15 protein-coding genes and 1 other annotated feature are annotated in these 17,696 nt (G+C 29.0%); all 15 genes read right to left on the bottom strand.

What is annotated here, in order from left to right; genetic code table 11:
- Nucleotides 1–122: 122 nt before the first annotated feature.
- Nucleotides 123–593, bottom strand: a complete 471-nt coding sequence (gene smpB, locus J7M87_RS17955) for an SsrA-binding protein SmpB (RefSeq protein ID WP_291653210.1) — start codon at nucleotides 591–593, stop codon at nucleotides 123–125.
- A gap of 272 nt (nucleotides 594–865) precedes the next feature.
- Nucleotides 866–3,103, bottom strand: a complete 2,238-nt coding sequence (gene rnr / locus J7M87_RS17960) for a ribonuclease R (protein ID WP_291653212.1) — start codon at nucleotides 3,101–3,103, stop codon at nucleotides 866–868.
- A 488-nt stretch (nucleotides 3,104–3,591) separates the two neighbouring features.
- Nucleotides 3,592–3,969 (bottom strand): PH domain-containing protein, encoded by a 378-nt coding sequence (locus tag J7M87_RS17965; protein WP_291653214.1) that lies wholly within the window; start codon nucleotides 3,967–3,969, stop codon nucleotides 3,592–3,594.
- Nucleotides 3,970–4,046: 77 nt separating this feature from the next.
- The gene (gene secG, locus J7M87_RS17970; protein ID WP_291653217.1) at nucleotides 4,047–4,277 is read right to left on the bottom strand and encodes a preprotein translocase subunit SecG; all 231 of its coding nucleotides are present in this window, start codon (nucleotides 4,275–4,277) and stop codon (nucleotides 4,047–4,049) included.
- Nucleotides 4,278–4,434: 157 nt separating this feature from the next.
- Nucleotides 4,435–5,730, bottom strand: coding sequence for a phosphopyruvate hydratase (gene eno, locus J7M87_RS17975; protein WP_291653218.1), 1,296 nt, complete (start codon nucleotides 5,728–5,730; stop codon nucleotides 4,435–4,437).
- Between the two features lie 517 nt (nucleotides 5,731–6,247).
- Nucleotides 6,248–6,835 carry a protein kinase gene (locus J7M87_RS17980; RefSeq protein WP_291653219.1) on the bottom strand — a complete coding sequence of 196 codons (588 nt, stop codon included), beginning with the start codon at nucleotides 6,833–6,835 and terminating at the stop codon, nucleotides 6,248–6,250.
- 470 nt (nucleotides 6,836–7,305) lie between these two features.
- Nucleotides 7,306–8,133, bottom strand: coding sequence for a cysteine ABC transporter substrate-binding protein (locus tag J7M87_RS17985; protein WP_291653220.1), 828 nt, complete (start codon nucleotides 8,131–8,133; stop codon nucleotides 7,306–7,308).
- A gap of 22 nt (nucleotides 8,134–8,155) precedes the next feature.
- Nucleotides 8,156–8,902 (bottom strand): amino acid ABC transporter ATP-binding protein, encoded by a 747-nt coding sequence (locus tag J7M87_RS17990; protein WP_291653221.1) that lies wholly within the window; start codon nucleotides 8,900–8,902, stop codon nucleotides 8,156–8,158.
- 9 nt (nucleotides 8,903–8,911) lie between these two features.
- Nucleotides 8,912–9,586: an amino acid ABC transporter permease gene (locus J7M87_RS17995; RefSeq protein WP_291653222.1), complete on the bottom strand. Its 675-nt coding sequence runs from the start codon at nucleotides 9,584–9,586 to the stop codon at nucleotides 8,912–8,914.
- Nucleotides 9,567–10,232, bottom strand: a complete 666-nt coding sequence (locus tag J7M87_RS18000) for an amino acid ABC transporter permease (protein WP_291653225.1) — start codon at nucleotides 10,230–10,232, stop codon at nucleotides 9,567–9,569. Before J7M87_RS18000 ends, J7M87_RS17995 begins: the two co-directional genes overlap by 20 nt.
- Before the next feature lie 140 nt (nucleotides 10,233–10,372).
- Nucleotides 10,373–10,586: a binding site (T-box leader), on the bottom strand.
- A gap of 314 nt (nucleotides 10,587–10,900) precedes the next feature.
- Nucleotides 10,901–11,767 carry a DegV family protein gene (locus tag J7M87_RS18005; protein ID WP_291653227.1) on the bottom strand — a complete coding sequence of 289 codons (867 nt, stop codon included), beginning with the start codon at nucleotides 11,765–11,767 and terminating at the stop codon, nucleotides 10,901–10,903.
- 266 nt (nucleotides 11,768–12,033) lie between these two features.
- Nucleotides 12,034–13,416, bottom strand: coding sequence for a hypothetical protein (locus J7M87_RS18010; protein ID WP_291653230.1), 1,383 nt, complete (start codon nucleotides 13,414–13,416; stop codon nucleotides 12,034–12,036).
- 184 nt (nucleotides 13,417–13,600) lie between these two features.
- Nucleotides 13,601–15,127 carry a 2,3-bisphosphoglycerate-independent phosphoglycerate mutase gene (gene gpmI, locus J7M87_RS18015; RefSeq protein WP_291653231.1) on the bottom strand — a complete coding sequence of 509 codons (1,527 nt, stop codon included), beginning with the start codon at nucleotides 15,125–15,127 and terminating at the stop codon, nucleotides 13,601–13,603.
- 326 nt (nucleotides 15,128–15,453) lie between these two features.
- On the bottom strand, nucleotides 15,454–16,200 hold the full coding sequence (gene tpiA / locus J7M87_RS18020) for a triose-phosphate isomerase (RefSeq protein WP_099346766.1): 747 nt from the start codon (nucleotides 16,198–16,200) through the stop codon (nucleotides 15,454–15,456).
- A 219-nt stretch (nucleotides 16,201–16,419) separates the two neighbouring features.
- Nucleotides 16,420–17,598: a phosphoglycerate kinase gene (locus J7M87_RS18025; protein ID WP_291653234.1), complete on the bottom strand. Its 1,179-nt coding sequence runs from the start codon at nucleotides 17,596–17,598 to the stop codon at nucleotides 16,420–16,422.
- Nucleotides 17,599–17,696: the final 98 nt, after the last annotated feature.

Consider the following 17,696-nt stretch of genomic DNA (forward strand, 5'->3'; position numbering starts at 1 on the left):
TAATTTTTATTCCATATAATATAAGTTTACTATTAGATTGATAAATTTTCTACAAAATAATAAGACTATAATCTTATTTTTATAAAAAATTAAGATTATAGTCTTCTAAAGTTGCTTTTTTATTAATATCTTGTAGAGTTTTTTAATTGTCTTTCTATATCTCTCTTATGAGCTTTTTCTAACATAGAATCTCTCTTATCGTAATTCTTTTTACCTCTGCATAAACCAAGTGCGACCTTTACCTTACCATCTTTTAAATATAATGATAATGGTACTAAAGTAAATCCTTGTTGTGATACTAGTCCTGCAAATCTTGATATTTGCTCTTTATGAAGTAAAAGCTTTCTTTCCCTTAACGGATCAACATTAAATATATTTCCTTGTTCATAAGGACTTATATGCATACCTTTTATTGTAATTTCACCATTTTCTACATCTGCATAAGATTCTTGTAAATTACATTTTCCTGCTCTTATTGATTTAACTTCAGTTCCAACTAAAGCTATTCCAGCTTCTATGGTTTCTTCTACAAAATAATCGTGCCTAGCTTTTCTATTTTCAGCTAATGTATTACTATTTTTCTTCCTTACCATACTCTCACCACTCATTTAATTTTTCTTTTAGTATAACAGAATATTTATAAATTGTGAATATAAAGGCTACGATAACTAGATATGCTTATTCCACATATTCTATTTATCTTCGCCAACTTATGTTTATCATTTAAATTAATAACTAAAAAGTGAAACAATTTAGGAAAAATCACTAAGTGACTTTTGAATAGAAACTGCTTCGCACACTGTTTTTTTAATTTTGTGTAGCAAAAACATCTAAACTTTTCATCGATAAATTACTTCGCAATTTATTACAGCTCTTCATTATCCTCTTCATTATCTTCATTAACTAGTTCGCTTTTCATTTCATCTTTTGCTTCTTGAATTTTCTCACTAAGTTTTTCGCTTGGAACTATTTCTTCTTTAGGTTGTTCTTCTTCAATTAAATCAAAATATACTTCTCTATTATCTATATCAACTCTAGTACACTTAACTTTGATTTCGTCTCCTAATCTATATACTTTTTTAGTTCTTTCACCAATTAAGCATAAATGAGCTTCATCATAAATATAGTAATCGTCATCTAAAGCCGTTATATGAATTAATCCCTCTATTGTATTTGGTAGTTCTGCAAATAAACCAAAGGATGTAACTGAAGATATAATAGCTGAAAACTCCTCGCCAATTCTTTCTTGCATATATTCTGCTTTCTTTAAATCATCAACTTCTCTTTCAGCTTCTTGAGCTAATCTTTCCATTTCTGATGATTGTTTTGATGCTATTTCAACTATATTAGTAAGTCTTCCTGCTCTCTTTTCATCTATCTTTCCGTTTAATTGCTCCTTTATAATTCTATGAATTTGCAAATCTGGATATCTTCTTATTGGTGATGTAAAGTGACAGTAATACTTAGCTGCAAGACCAAAGTGTCCTACACATTCTGGTGAATATTTAGCTTGCATCATTGAACGTAATAAAAGAGTACTTACTACTGTTTCTTCCTTTTTACCCTTTACTTTTTCTAATATATCTTGAAGAGCTCTTGGATGAGCTTCTTGACCCCATCTTACGATATAACCTAAGTTATATACAAACTCTTTAAATTTTTCTAATTTTTCTTCATCTGGCTCTTCGTGAATTCTATATACAAATGGAAGATTAGTCCAGAACATATGCTCAGCTATTGTTTCATTACATACAAGCATGAATTCTTCTATTATTCTATTTGCAATAGCTCTATCATAAGGCTTAATATCTACTGGTTTTCCTAAATCATTTAATATTATCTTAGATTCTTCAAAGTTAAAATCTATAGCTCCTCTTTTTATTCTCTTTTCACGAAGAATATTACATAGTTCTTCCATAGCTTTAAAGTCATCTACTAAGTAATCATATCTTTTTATAAGTTCTTCATCATTATTTTCTAAAATATTTGTTACATCTGTATATGTCATTCTTTCACTAGTCTTAATAACTGATTCTTCGATTTCATGTTGAATTACTTTTCCATTCTTATCAATAACCATAAAGCAGCTTAAAGCTAATCTATCTACCTTAGGATTTAATGAACAAATACCATTTGATAATTTCTTAGGTAACATTGGAATTACTCTATCTATTAGATATACTGAAGTACCTCTTTTTAGTGCTTCTTTATCTAGAGGATTCTTTTCTCTTACATAATGAGATACGTCTGCAATATGAACTCCTAATCTAAATTTGCCATTATCAAGTCTTTCTATTGAAACAGCATCATCTAAATCCTTAGCATCTTCGCCATCTATTGTTACCATTCTTAAATTTCTAAGGTCTTTTCTTCTTGCATATTCTTTATCTTCTATTTCCTCTTCAATGTTTTCTGCATAATTAAGAACCTTTTCTGAGAACTCTTCTGGTAATCCATACTTCTTAATTATTGTAAGAATATCTAATCCCTTATCTCCCTTTCTACCTAATACTTCTTTAACTATTCCTTCTGGACTTCTTCTTTTATCTGCCCACTTAACTATTTCGCAAATTACTACATCTCCATCTTTAGCTCCATTTCTATCTTTTTTTGAAATGAAGATATCTTGATTTAATCTTGTATCTTCTGGAACTACAAAGCCGAAGTTTCTACTATCTTCATAAACTCCTATGATTTTATTATTAGATCTTTCTAAAACTTCTCTTACTTCCCCTTCTCTCTTTTTACCATTTAAATCTTCTCTTGTTATTTGAACTAAAACCTTATCTCCATTCATAGCTCCATTCATAGCTGAACTTGGAATAAAGACATCCTTTTCTCCTTCTGTCTCAGGAAGTAAGAATCCAAATCCTTTTTGATGCACTTGTAACTTACCAGTTATTAATCCAAGTCTTTCAGGCACACCAAACTTATCTTTTTTAGTTCTAACAATTAGACCTTCTCTTTCCATTGATTTCAAAACCTTTTTAAAGGATTTATATTCATCAGGATTTATATCAAATACTGCAACCAACTCTTGGATATCCATTGGCCTGTATGCTTCCTCTCTCATAAAACTTAATAACGTTTGTTTAATTCCCATATATACGTTTCCTCCATATACTTTAAATCTATTTTAATCTTGCTCTTTTGATAGTTTATATATTTATTATATGTAAATTCTTAAATCTATATAATTTATAAAACTACAGAACATATATAATTAATTCTTTCATTTTCTATAATTCAGCTCGTCTAAATCATTTTCTCAACTTTTCACTCTTTATTTTCACTCTTCACTATTCTCTAGTTTATCCATCTTCTCTTTATATTACACAACTTCAAAGTACTTTCCTATTCACCTTACTAATTTTCCTATAAATGATTTAATTACCAATATATATTAAATCAAAAAAATGGACATTCAACAACCATCATTGTCAATTGTCCACACCAATTATCAATTATAAATTATCTCTTAATGCTCTGATTATTGTAGGTTTATCCTACAAGCAACCCCTTCTCCATAACTCAGCGAAGGTGAATTATTTCTTATACTATTTCACGCTTTTTTTCTTTCACTTTTCCCATTTATCTTAGGCAATATTCTGCAAGTACAGTCTGTAACTCATAAATGCTCAAGCTACTATTAAATTGCTTTTCTATTGGCAGAGCTGTTCCTGAAATCCATATCTTTAATTCTGCATCTAAGTCAAAATGTCCAGCAGTTTCAATGCTAAAATGAGTTATTGATTTGTATGGAATTGAATGATATTCAGTCTTCTTTCCTGTCATTCCTTGCTTATCAACTAAAATAAGTCTCTTATTTGTGAAAATAAACATGTCTCTTACTAACTTATAAGCTTTTTCTATAGTTTCAGTTGATGTTAATATTTTTCCATATTCCTTTTTTAAAGCTTCTAAATTAACTTCTGAAGCATTTCCCATTAATCCATTAAATATACCCATAAAAACACTCCTTCTATTTTAAGTAGCAAATAAATATAAAGAGCTACCTATTATGAAAAGCAGCTCTTGTTATAACATTATATTAAGTTTAATACTACTGTATTCACAGCAAATAAAGTCATTGTTATAATTGTTACTTTTAATAACATAGCTTCCTTTGTTCTAGCTTTATTCTTTGAAAAGAAAGTTTCATTTTTGCTTCCTTGAATAAGTCCACTTAATGCATCTGTTTTACTTGGTTGTAATAATACTGATACTATAATTGCTAACCCTAAGATTACTTCTAATACTAATAAAACATCTTTCATTTTTATATACCTCCCATGGTTACTCAAAACGGTCATATTTACATAACTTTATATTATCATATTAAATGACACATTACAAGTCAATAGTTACAAAATTCTACCTTATAAAAAATAAGGATAAGATTATAAAATCTTATCCTCATTTATTAAAGTTTAATTACTTCTTAATGTTGAAGAATGCTTTTCTTCCTCTGTATTCAGCTACATCGTCTAATTCTTCTTCAATTCTTATTAATTGGTTGTACTTAGCAACTCTTTCTGATCTTGCAGGAGCACCAGTCTTGATTTGACCAGCATTAACAGCTACAACTAAATCAGCGATTGTTGTATCTTCTGTTTCACCAGATCTGTGAGAAATAACTGCTGTATAACCAGCTCTGTTAGCCATTTCGATAGCATTTAAAGTTTCTGTTAAAGTACCGATTTGGTTTAACTTGATTAGGATTGAGTTACCAACTCCCATGTCGATTCCTCTTTCTAATCTTTCAGTGTTAGTAACAAATAAGTCATCACCAACTAATTGAACTTTCTTACCTAATCTTTCAGTTATTAGCTTCCAACCTTCCCAGTCTTCTTCAGCCATACCATCTTCGATTGAGATAATTGGGTATTTGTTAACCCAGTTTTCTAAGAAGTCAACCATTTCAGCTGCAGTTAAAGTTTTTCCTTCATGTTCTAATACATACTTTCCATCTTTGTAGTATTCTGATGAAGCAGCATCGATAGCAATGAACATATCTTCTCCAGCTTTGTAACCAGCTTTAGTTATAGCTTCTATAATAACTTCAATAGCTTCTTCGTTTGACTTAAGGTCTGGAGCAAATCCACCTTCATCACCGATAGCTGTTGAATATCCTTTATCATGTAGTGTTTTCTTTAATGTATGGTAAACTTCAGCACACATCTTTAATGCATCGCTAAATGTCTTAGCTCCAACTGGCATAACCATGAATTCTTGTAAATCAACTGAGTTATCAGCATGTGATCCACCATTGATTATGTTCATCATAGGTACTGGTAAAACTTTTGCATTTACTCCACCTACATATTGGTATAATGGTAAGTCTAATGACTTTGCAGCTGCATTAGCAACAGCAAGTGAAACACCTAATATAGCGTTAGCACCTAATTTTGCTTTGTTTGGAGTTCCATCTAATTCGATAAGCATTTTATCTATATATGGTTGATCATATACGTTGCATCCAATTAATTCTTCAGCAATTGTATCATTTACGTTTTGAACAGCCTTTAAAACACCTTTTCCTAGGTAGTTATCTTTATCTCCATCTCTTAATTCAACTGCTTCATACATACCAGTTGATGCTCCTGATGGAACTGATGCTCTTCCTACAGTACCATCTTCTAAATATACTTCAACTTCTACTGTAGGGAAACATCTTGAGTCAAGAATTTGTCTTGCTACAACGTCTACTATTTCACAATAATTTTTCATTACTTTTTCCTCCTTATATTTGAAATGTTTAATTTCCTTCACCTATATCTATACCTTTATATTATATCTTATGGATAATAATTTATTCATAAATCGACATATATCTAGGTTTTTATGAAAGAAATAACATTTTCTAGCAACTAATAATCATTATCACATTTTCATTATTATTATACCACTTTGACCATAATTTTCAATATTTATTTGTTTGTGTAATCATTTAAAAGTAATTATTTTTACTTTTAATATTTTATCTATTGTAAATTTTACTATTACTACTTTACTTTTTAATATTATATATATATTAAAATAATTTAACTTTGAAATTTTTTTTACAATCCTTATTGTTATATGATAAACTATAACTATCCATTTAAATTTCTCCTTTTGATTTTTAATTAGTACCGAAAGTAATTGATTATCAAAAGGAGTTTTTTTCATAATTGTTTTAATCTTTATATATCCCAGTATGAAATTCTTTAATAAAATAAAAAAGAGCCTGTCTAGACTCTCTTTACTATAATTCATCATTTTGTAAGTATTGATTATATTTCTTTTCCCACTCTCTTGCAGTCTTTTTATCAATTAATCTAATATCCTCTAAAAAACTTTCTAAAACTCCGATTTTATCAAGTCCCTTCATTAGGTGCCTTGGATAGTGTACCTTTCTTTTATAGCACTGTTTTGGATCTATAACCATAACCTTATTATCCCTTGTTATGTAAATATCTCTACATCTAGCATCTAATTTAGTGAACTTAAGTCTTTTAAATTCTTCTATTAAATAATATAGATTTTCTGCAATTTCATAATTAAAACCTTTTTTCTTGATATAATGATCTAACCTATGTCCTTCAACTTTATCTCTCACTATATAAAACTCACCTATATTATATACCTTTGGAAAATACTTAGATCTACTTACTTTTTTAAGTATCTCCCCTTCTTCTTTGCAACATTTCGATTCTTGAAATATCTTTACTGCTTTATTATCAGGTAGTTCATAAACAATACCATTATGACCCTCTCCAAGAAAAACAGCTCTCTTAAAAAGCTCTTCAGTTTCAGCATCAAAATTTGCTGAATAAGAATAAGTCCTAGCCATATAACTCTCTCCTAAAAAATGTTATCATTATATATTATTATTTATATTCAAATACTATTACATGTTTCTGGTTTTATTTACCAAGAAATGCCTTTTAATAAAAATATATAATTTTTTAATTTATTTATAAAAATATTCATTTTATACAACCACCCTATGGAAATATACCCCATAAGTTATATGTAATGATCTTATACATAGATTTATAATTATTCGTTGTTAGTCTCTTTTAGCACAGCAAGTTAACCAAGACTTTTACACAGTAGCTCTTCCATATATTAATAAACCCATCTACTTAAGACACCCTTTAGTAGATGGGTTTTTATATTAAATCCAAATTTAGAACTCTACACTTTACTAATTATTCAACTAGTATTTCGTGAACTAACATTCAATTAGTGTAAATTACTTTTAATAATTCTTCATAATTTCACGTAGGAGAATTATTTCCTTAATTTTTCATTTTTTCATTATTTAAATATTACCGTTTCTGGTTTTACAGTGTCTCCATAAACTGGTGCAAGTGTTACATCATAAGCTTCTTTAAAGAATCCTTCTTTAATAAGTGTATCTATTTCATTATTAACCCATTCTAATAACTCTGCATTTCCTTTTTTAACAGCTGGAGCTATTGCATCTTCTTCTCCTAGACTTGAAATATAAGTGTCATAACCTTCATTTTCTCTTGCCCAAGCAAATAATAAAGTATTATCATGAGCTAATGCAGCTCCTCTTCCATCTTTTAATGCAGCAAATGTTTCAGTATTTTGTTCAAATTTAACTAGTTCAATATCAGGATAATTCTTTGTAAAATAGCTTTCTGCTGTTGTTCCCTTATTTACAAGTAATTTCTTACCTTTTAAGTCATCTACTGATTTTATCGGTGCTCCATCTGGTGAAACCACTCCTAATGAAACCTTCATATATGGAGTTGCAAAATCTACTTTTTCTTTTCTTTCTGGTGTAACTGTAAAGTTAGCTAAAATTATATCAACTTTGTTTGATTGCAAATATTCTACTCTATTTGCAGCTTCAACTAATACAAATTCAATCTTATTTTCATCCCCTAATAAATCCTTAGCTAATCTCTTTGCTAAATAAACGTCATACCCTTGGTTTGCTCCTTTTTCGTCTACATAACCAAATGGTGGCTTATCGCTAAATACTCCAATTCTTATTTTTCCAGCTTCTTTAATTGCATCTATTGATGACTTACTTTCTTCTGATTTACTTCCACATCCAACTAAAGCCCCCAATACTATTACTAATGTTAAAATTAATGATAGAAGTTTTTTCATTTTATTTACCCCTTCCTTTTTATTATTTATATAAATCAAATGACGATAAAAAGCTTTTTGCTCTTTCTGTCTTTGGATTTTCAAAAAACTCTTTTGGAGAAGATACTTCCACTATTTTACCTTCTTCCATAAATACAATTTTATCTGCTACATGTTTTGCAAATTCTAATTCATGAGTAACTACAACCATAGTCATACCATTTTGAGCAAGTTCTAATAATACCATTAAAACTTCTCTAACCATTTCTGGATCTAAAGCTGCTGTAACTTCGTCAAAAAGCATTATTTCTGGATTCATACACAAAGCTCTAACTATTGCTATCCTTTGCTTTTGACCCCCTGAAAGTTCTCTTGGATAAGCATATTTTCTATTAAACAATCCAACTCTTTTTAAAAGTTCATCTGCCTCTTTTTCAACCTCTTCTTTATTTCTATTTTGAGCTTTAGTTGGCCCAAGCAAAATATTATTTATAACATTCATATGAGGAAATAATTCATAGCTTTGAAAAACCATTCCTATCGTTCCTCTTACCTTTTCAAATTCTACCTCTTTACCTAAAATCCCATAATTGTTTAAGATGATTTCTCCTTCAGTTATATCTTCCAATCCATTTAGACATCTCAAAAATGTACTTTTACCACAACCTGAAGGTCCCAAAATTACTACTACTTCGCCTTTTCTCACTTCTAAGTCTATTCCCTTTAATGCTTCTATTTCCCCATAACTTTTCTTTATATTTTTCACTTTAAGCAATATTTCTTCACTCATAAAATCCCCCTAATTTAGTTTTTTCTCTAAAGCCTTTGCTCCCAATGAAATTGGAAAACAAATTAAAAAGTATATTATAAGCAATAATCCATAAATCCAAAATGATGCTAAAGGCTCTGTTAAGACTGTTCTTTCTATAATTTGCTGTCCAACTTTAACTAAATCAACTGAACCTATTAAAGTCATTAAAGTTGTTGTTTTAATCATTCTAGTACTTAAATTTATAATACCTGGCAGAACTCTTCTTATACTAATTGGAATAATAATATACCTATAAGTTTTTATCTTGTTTAAAGATAAAGCCATGGCTGATTCATAATATATTTTAGGAATAGAAGTAATTGCTCCTCTTACTAAATCCCCAATTTCTGCTGTTCCCCATAAAATAAAAACAATATATCCAACTATTGTGGATTCTAAATGAACATTTAAAAGTGTAGGTACTCCAAAATAAAACAAAAATAACCACACCATTAATGGAATCATTCTTATACTTTCTAAATATATAGCTGATATTACTTTTAAAATCTTTCTTTTACTTGTCATAATTATTCCAAATACGAATCCTAATACTGTTGATAAAACAACAGATACAATCGCTATATTTAATGTTACTAGTAACCCCTCCATAAGCCTTTTCATATTGTCCACATTAAAAATTATATTATTGCCCAAATTCTCCATGCCTTAACCTCCTCTCTAGAATCCTACTGATTATTGAAATCGGAAGTAATATTATAAGATAAAATATCACAACTAATATTAATGCTTCATTTGTTTTATAATACATCCCTATAACATCCTTAGTAACAAACATAAGCTCTGCAACTGCTATCGAACCTATGATAGATGTTTCCTTTACTAAGAATATACAATTTGCTACTATAGATGGAATTGATATAGAAAAGCTCATTGGCATTACTATATATTTTAGAATTTGTTTTTTACTTAATCCTAAAGCTTGTCCACTTTCTATCTGTGATTTAGCAACTGCATCTACTCCTCCCCTAAAGGATTCTGCCATATAAGCTCCACCTAAAAATGATAAGCCTATTACCCCACAAGCAAATCCACTTAACTTTACTCCAAGCTTAGTTAATCCATAATAGAGAAAGAATACTTGTATTAAAAGCGGTGTATTTCTCGAAAATTCTATATACCCTTTAGATATTACATTTAACCATTTTATATTAAAATATCTGGCAATTTCTATTATTACTCCAATTAAAATAGATACGATAATCGATATAACTGCTAATTTTATAGTTACAACTGTTGCTTGAAAAAAATCTGGTAAACTACTAATAATAAAATTGAAATCTAGCTCCATAAAATCCCCCCAAATCTTAAAGCCTTAATATACACTTTTTTAATATTAAATTTCCTTAAATTTATCAAAAGTCATATCGGATTTAAATATAGTACACTTAAGGAAATTTATATACAAAAAAACTCCCTCCCTTATACTTTATAAGAGACGAAGTTATACTCCGCGGTTCCACTCTAATTGAACATAGTTCCACCTTAATAACTCGCTATAAACGGCGATCCGTTAAAATGCTACTAATATTTCACACTTTAAACTCCGAAGTGCACTTCATATATTACTTTGCTAAAGGCTCTCAGCAATTCCTTCTCTCTGTAAGCATCATTAATACACTACTTTCTTCATCTTAGCTTTTCCTACTATTCCGATATGTTTAATTCAATTATACTCTTTTGGTTTTATTTGTCAATATGTATTTTTTATTACTACTATTTTATTTGTAGAATTTTATTCTCATTTTTTTATTTCTAATATTTTTATTTCTAATATTTTTATTTCAATGTATGTTTATAGAATTAAATTGTTCAAGTGTATAGAATAAATTTTATAAAAAGTTATCTAAATAATAAACTTTTCTATAATTTCTACCAAAAATAAAAAAGTTGCCAAAAGGCAACTCTTTATTTAAAATTCATTGTTTTTATGGGGTTAAAAACAAATTGATTAATCTTTTATCTTTGATTTCCTATAAATACTACTCCTAAAGTTCCAGGTCCACCATGAGTTCCTATTACTGCACCTATAGAATTAATAATAACATCTTTAACTTTAACTTCCTCAAGTATCATTCTTTTTATATCTTCAGCATCTTCTAAACAATCTGCATGACATATAAATATTACTTGATTCTCTGGATTTATTACTTTTTCTTTTAATTGTTGAACTAAAGATTTTAAAGCTTTTTTTCTTCCCTTTATTTTATCTCCTGGAATAACCTTTCCATCATTATCTATTTTTAAAGTTGGTTTTATCCCAAGTAATCCTCCCACTGCTGCTACTGTACCTGAAATACGTCCCCCTCTTTTTAAGTGATTTAAATCATCTACAGTAATTGCATGAATAACATTCTTTTTAATAGATTCTATATACTCTACAATTTCATTAATATCTATATTATTTTTTATCATTTCATTTGCTTTATAAACTAAAGAACCTTCTCCAACAGATACACTTAATGAATCAATAACTTTTATATTTGCATTTGGATATTCTTCTAATATCATTTCTTTAGCAGTATAAGCACTATTATAAGTTCCACTTAATGCTGAAGATAATCCTATATAAATTATCGACTCTCCTTGCTCTACATACTTCTTAAATACTTCTAAAAAAGTTCCTACATTTACTTGAGTAGTAGATGGCATTGCACCTTCTTTTATCATTTTATAAAAATCTTCATGCTTTAAAGTTTGTCCTAAGTCATCAGGTATAAATTCTCCATTTATATTAACCATAAGTGGTACTACTTCTATATTATTTTCTTTTATATAATTTAAAGATAAATCACATGCCGAATCAGTTATAAGTTTAACTTTCATAATATTCAACTCCTACAAATACTTTCGTTTTAGTAATTGATATTATACCGTCAAAACTTTTCATTGTCAAATCCTTTGAATATCAAAATATTTTACGGATATATATTATCTTTATTGCTCAACCCCAAAAGGAAGTCAGCAAAGGATAATATATATCTCTAATATACTAAACAATATAATTCTTTAGCTCTTAAATTTATAAATTTCTTAGGTATTTTAAATTAAATAAACTATGCATACATAATAACAATAATTAATAAATTTTTTTAATTACTAAACAGTTCCTTACTTAGATTAGTGCTAAAATTTATCCTATGTTGTCTTAAGTTATTGCTAAACATTATACTTTTCTTTTCTGGTTCAGTATAAGGAATTCTAAAAGGATGATTATAATGCATATAATTTACTAGATTTGCTCCAGCTAAAGTTTCTTGAGTAATATCTATTTTATAGAAAATATACCCTCTTTGTTTTTGAGATTTATAAGGATAACTTATAGCACCTGTAATTTTTTCTTCTTGCCTTTCATCTCCAAATATATCCGCACTTGTAACCATTCCTCCATTTAACCTAGGTATTTCGGCTGAATAATTAATTCCATCTTTTTCATATAATAGTATTCCATTAACAACTTCTAAAGGCCAGGTATTACTAATTTCAAAACCATCTTGCCAATAAGGACCTTCTTCCCCCCAGTTAAAATATTCAATTGCATACATTTCATTATCGTTAAGTTCAAAAAATATGGTTGTTACTTTCAAAGTTATTACATTATCATTTAATATAGAATTAAATTGTAAGTCTTCATTAAAAGCTTCAATATTTATAAAGTTTTTTATTTTACTAATATCCTTATCTTCTATATCTTTAACAATATCAATTGGAATTCCTTTATCAATCAGCATATTTCTAACTCCAAACTCCTTAACAGCAACAACTTCATTTGAATCTAGACTAATATGATTAGAAAATATACAACACACTCCAACTACAAAAGTGCAAAATAGCATATATGCCCAAATAAGTTTTTTCTTATTGAATATTTTAATTTCATTTGAATATATATAATCAATATCTTTAAGTTCATAATTTAATTTATATAGAGACCTAAATACATAAAAGTAATAAATAATTATCGGGATAGCTATAAGCCAAATTTGTCCTAATTCTGTTAATGCACAAATAATTATTACAACTTTCCATATAATTATCTTCAAAATAGGATCCTTTTTAGGTATAACCCCTTCTCTATGAAAAACCTTCTTTATCCCTGATCTAAAAATAAAAAGAAAACTTAATTGAAAAATTGTAGACATAACTGCTAATATACTACTATTTTTAAAGTTAACATTTAATGGCGTATTCAAATATATCAAATTTAATACTTGTAGTATCATATTTATTATTGAAAATATCCAAGCTAAATTAAGAGCTTTATTTTCTTTTCTCAAATTACAAAATCCAATATATAAAAGTACTGCTCCTATTAAAGGCAAAATATATTCCAAATACAAAAAATCAAAAGTCATTATAGTAACCATAAAACCAATTGTAATGTTTTTTATAGACTCTTGCCAAAAACACTTTAAATCTTTTTCTTCTAAAGCTATTGAACCATCATTAAAGTACTCTTTATCCAAATTACTCATTCCCTATACCCATTTCCTCTAATTTTTCTATTTCCTTCTAAATTAACATTAATATTAATAAAAATTTAAATAAACTCGACACTTACATTAGTAAATTATATCATATTTTCCTAAATAAATTGTTACCTAATCTTTTAATAATAAATTCTAAAATAAAAAGCGTAGCATTTTGCTACGCTTTTTATTATTTATTTACTATTAAACATTCTCCAGTCATTTCTTCTGGTTTTGAAAGACCCATTTCATTTAACATAGTAGGAGCTATATCTGCTAGCTTACCTTCTTTTAATGTTCTTCCTTCAGTTCTGTTTGAAACCCAAATGAATGGAACTGGATCTGTAGTATGTGCTGTAAATGGATTTCCTGTTGAGAAATCAATCATAGTTTCTGCATTACCGTGGTCAGCAGTTATAAATAAAGTTCCGTCTTTTTCTAGAATCTTATTTGCAACCTTTCCTAAGCATTCATCTACAACTTCGATAGCTTTTACAGCTGCTTCCATTACTCCTGTATGTCCAACCATATCTGGGTTAGCATAGTTTAGAATAATCATATCATACTTATCTTCATTAATTCTATTAATTAATTCTTCTGTTACTTCATAAGCACTCATTTCTGGCTTTAAGTCATAAGTAGCAACCTTAGGTGATGCTATAAGAGCTCTATCTTCACCTGGATTTTCCTTTTCAACTCCACCATTAAAGAAGAATGTAACGTGAGCATATTTTTCTGTTTCTGCAATTCTCAATTGATTTAATCCATTGTTTGATACATATTCTCCTAAAGTATTAGTAATACTTTCTGGTCTGTATGCAACATGTACTCCTTCTAAAGTCTTATCATATTGAGTCATTATAACAAATGTTAAGTTTAAAGTTTCTCTCTTAAATCCTGCAAAATCTTTATCATTTATTGCCCTAGTTATTTCTCTAGCTCTATCTGGTCTAAAGTTAAAGAATATTACTGAATCTCCATTTTTAATCATTCCATTTGAATCTACAACAGCCGGTAATACGAACTCATCTGTTTTATTATCGTGGTATGATTTTTCTATTGCTTCTACTGCTGAAGCTGCAATTTCACCTTTTCCAAGTACCATTGCATTGTAAGCAAGTTCAACTCTTTCCCATCTGTTATCTCTATCCATTGCATAGTATCTTCCTGCAACAGTAGCTATCTTACCTACACCAATTTCTTTCATGTAGTTTTCTAGCTCTATTATAAAATCTTTTCCTGATGATGGTGGAACGTCTCTTCCATCCATGAAGCAGTGAACATATACATTTTGTAATCCTGCTTCTTTAGCTAGCTTTAATAATCCTTTTAAGTGATCTATATGTGAGTGAACTCCACCATCTGATAATAATCCCATTAAGTGAAGTGCTGCATTATTTTCTTTAGCATTGTTAACAGCAAGAGTTAATGCATCATTTTTGAAGAATCCACCTTCACTAATTTCTTTAGTTATTCTAGTTAATTCTTGGTATATAATTCTTCCTGCACCTATATTTAAATGACCAACTTCTGAGTTACCCATTTGTCCATCTGGTAATCCAACATATAATCCACTAGCTTGTAATTGAGTGTGTGGATATTTTTCCATTAATCCACTAAAGTTTGGTTTATTAGCTGCTTCAACAGCATTTCCATCTGACTTTGGAGCTATTCCAAAGCCATCTAATATCATTAACATTACAGGTTTCTTCGCCATAATTCCCTCCAAATTTTTATCAAAATCTATATTTGACAATATTCTAATATTATCTTTCTTAATTTATATCTATATTATACTATAATTAGTGACTTTAAACAATAAAAGCACTGATGAGGTAAACCTTTGCAGAGAATTATTTTAATCCCCTAAAAAGCATTTTATTGAATATTTTCTAAAAATTTAAAAAATACTCTTCTATTGCTTATTTTTACTATATATTTATATATTTTAAATTATTTTTAATTATTATAAAAATATATAGTTTATAGTATTTTTATAATAAAAATACGTAAGTAGATAAACTACTTACGTATTTATTAATATTAATAATTAACTATTTGTGAGAAATCAGCAGCTACTAAGCTAGCTCCACCAACTAAAGCACCATCTATGTCAGACATAGCCATTTGATCTTTAATTGTATTTGGCTTAACTGATCCACCGTATTGAATTCTTACTTTATCAGCAACTTCTTTGCCAAACATTTCAGCAACAACGCCTCTGATAGCCATTATTGTTTCATTAGCTTGTTCATTAGTAGCAGTTTTACCTGTTCCTATTGCCCAGATTGGTTCGTAAGCAATAACTACTTTTTCAGCTAATTCATTTGATAATCCTTCTAAATCAGCTTTAATTTGAGCTCCAACAACTTCATTAGTTGTTCCGTTTTCTCTTTGCTCTAAAGATTCTCCACAGCAAAGAATTGGAGTTAAATTATGAGCAAATGCAGCTTTTACTTTCTTGTTTAAAGCTTCATCAGTTTCATTGAAGTATTCTCTTCTTTCACTATGTCCTAAAACAACATAGCTAACTCCCATAGCTTCTAACATTCCTGGAGCAACTTCTCCTGTGAAAGCTCCTTTTTCTTCAAAATGCATGTTTTGAGCAGCAACCTTAATATTTGATCCTTCTACTGCTTTTAATACAGCATCTAAACAAACAAAAGTAGGGCATACTACTACGTCACATGTAGCATCTTTTACTAATGGCTTTAATTCTTCTATAACTTTTACAGCTTCTGCCGGAGTGTAATGCATCTTCCAGTTTCCTGCTATTATCGCTTTTCTCATTTAAATCACCTCTTATTTTTAATGGGAAGAATGAAGAAATAAAAAATTCTTTCATTTATAATTAAAAGTGTAACTTTTAATTACTTTTATTTTCATTCTTCGCTTTTTCAATCCAACTTTGTCTGGATTATTTCCTTAATTATTCCATTATAGTTAAAAGGGCAACTTCTAACTATAACTTCCATTTCTCTATTTTTTCATTAAATAAATAAACTTTTTTTATTTATTATTTAAAGCTTCTATTCCTGGTAATGCTTTTCCTTCTAAGAATTCTAATGAAGCTCCACCACCTGTTGAGATGTGAGTCATTTTATCTCCGAATCCTAAGATATTAACAGCTGCAGCTGAGTCTCCTCCACCGATAACTGTTGTAGCATCTGCATCAGCCATAGCCTTAGCAACTGCTATTGTTCCTTTGTTGAAGTTTTCGAATTCGAATACTCCCATTGGTCCGTTCCATATAACTGTTTTAGCATCTTTAATTGCATCAGCATATAAAGTTTCTGTCTTTGGTCCGATATCTAATCCCATGCTTCCTGCTGGAATATTTTGATCTTCTGTAACTACTGGTTCAACATCTTTAAATTCTGCAGCAACTCTGTGGTCAACTGGTAATAAGAATTTAACTCCTTTTGCAGCTGCCTTTTCGATCATTTCCTTAGCATATTCAATTCTATCAGCTTCTACTAATGATGATCCTACTTCGTATCCTTGAGCTTTTAAGAATGTGTAAGCCATTCCACCACCGATGATTAATGTATCAACTTTTTCTAATAAGTTATTTATAACAGCTATCTTATCTGAAACTTTAGCTCCACCTAATATAGCAACAAATGGTCTAACTGGATTGTTTACTGCTTCACCTAAGAATTTTAATTCTTTTTGAATTAAGTATCCACATACAGCTGTATCTAAGAATTCAGTAACTCCAACTGTTGAACAGTGAGCTCTGTGAGCTGTACCAAATGCATCATTTACAAATATATCAGCTAATGAAGCTAATTCTTTTGAGAATTCTTCAACATTCTTAGTTTCTTCTTTTCTGCATCTTGTATTTTCTAATAATACAACATCTCCATCTTTCATTTCTGCAACAGCAGCTCTAGCATTTGCTCCTACAACTTCTTCGTCTCTTGCAAACACTACTTCTTTGTCTAGCATTTCGCTTAATCTCTTAGCAACTGGAGCTAATGATTTTGATGCATCTTTTCCTAAGTGTGAGCAAAGTATAACTCTAGCTCCGTTATCAATTAAGTACTTAATTGTTGGTAATGCACCATTTAATCTATTTTCGTCAGTTATAACACCATCTTTTAGTGGCACATTGAAGTCACATCTTACTAAAACCTTTTTACCTTTAACATCTATATCTTCGATAGTTTTCTTATTAAAGCTCATTGATTTCACCTCTTAAATTTATTTCATTAATCTATAAAAAATATAAATTAATAATTTCTGTTAATTTAAAATTGGTCTGGCCTCATAGATTTTCTATA

This window comes from Clostridium sp. (assembly GCF_017888565.1).
GTDB lineage: Bacteria > Bacillota > Clostridia > Clostridiales > Clostridiaceae > Clostridium.

Bases quoted from the DNA above. Each gene is read 5' to 3' on its own strand.
- smpB (WP_291653210.1), bottom strand. From the start codon at position 593: ATGGTAAGGAAGAAAAATAGTAATACATTAGCTGAAAATAGAAAAGCT.
- rnr (WP_291653212.1), bottom strand. From the start codon at position 3,103: ATGGGAATTAAACAAACGTTATTAAGTTTTATGAGAGAGGAAGCATAC.
- J7M87_RS17965 (WP_291653214.1), bottom strand. From the start codon at position 3,969: ATGGGTATATTTAATGGATTAATGGGAAATGCTTCAGAAGTTAATTTA.
- secG (WP_291653217.1), bottom strand. From the start codon at position 4,277: ATGAAAGATGTTTTATTAGTATTAGAAGTAATCTTAGGGTTAGCAATT.
- eno (WP_291653218.1), bottom strand. From the start codon at position 5,730: ATGAAAAATTATTGTGAAATAGTAGACGTTGTAGCAAGACAAATTCTT.
- J7M87_RS17980 (WP_291653219.1), bottom strand. From the start codon at position 6,835: ATGGCTAGGACTTATTCTTATTCAGCAAATTTTGATGCTGAAACTGAA.
- J7M87_RS17985 (WP_291653220.1), bottom strand. From the start codon at position 8,133: ATGAAAAAACTTCTATCATTAATTTTAACATTAGTAATAGTATTGGGG.
- J7M87_RS17990 (WP_291653221.1), bottom strand. From the start codon at position 8,902: ATGAGTGAAGAAATATTGCTTAAAGTGAAAAATATAAAGAAAAGTTAT.
- J7M87_RS17995 (WP_291653222.1), bottom strand. From the start codon at position 9,586: ATGGAGAATTTGGGCAATAATATAATTTTTAATGTGGACAATATGAAA.
- J7M87_RS18000 (WP_291653225.1), bottom strand. From the start codon at position 10,232: ATGGAGCTAGATTTCAATTTTATTATTAGTAGTTTACCAGATTTTTTT.
- J7M87_RS18005 (WP_291653227.1), bottom strand. From the start codon at position 11,767: ATGAAAGTTAAACTTATAACTGATTCGGCATGTGATTTATCTTTAAAT.
- J7M87_RS18010 (WP_291653230.1), bottom strand. From the start codon at position 13,416: ATGAGTAATTTGGATAAAGAGTACTTTAATGATGGTTCAATAGCTTTA.
- gpmI (WP_291653231.1), bottom strand. From the start codon at position 15,127: ATGGCGAAGAAACCTGTAATGTTAATGATATTAGATGGCTTTGGAATA.
- tpiA (WP_099346766.1), bottom strand. From the start codon at position 16,200: ATGAGAAAAGCGATAATAGCAGGAAACTGGAAGATGCATTACACTCCG.
- J7M87_RS18025 (WP_291653234.1), bottom strand. From the start codon at position 17,598: ATGAGCTTTAATAAGAAAACTATCGAAGATATAGATGTTAAAGGTAAA.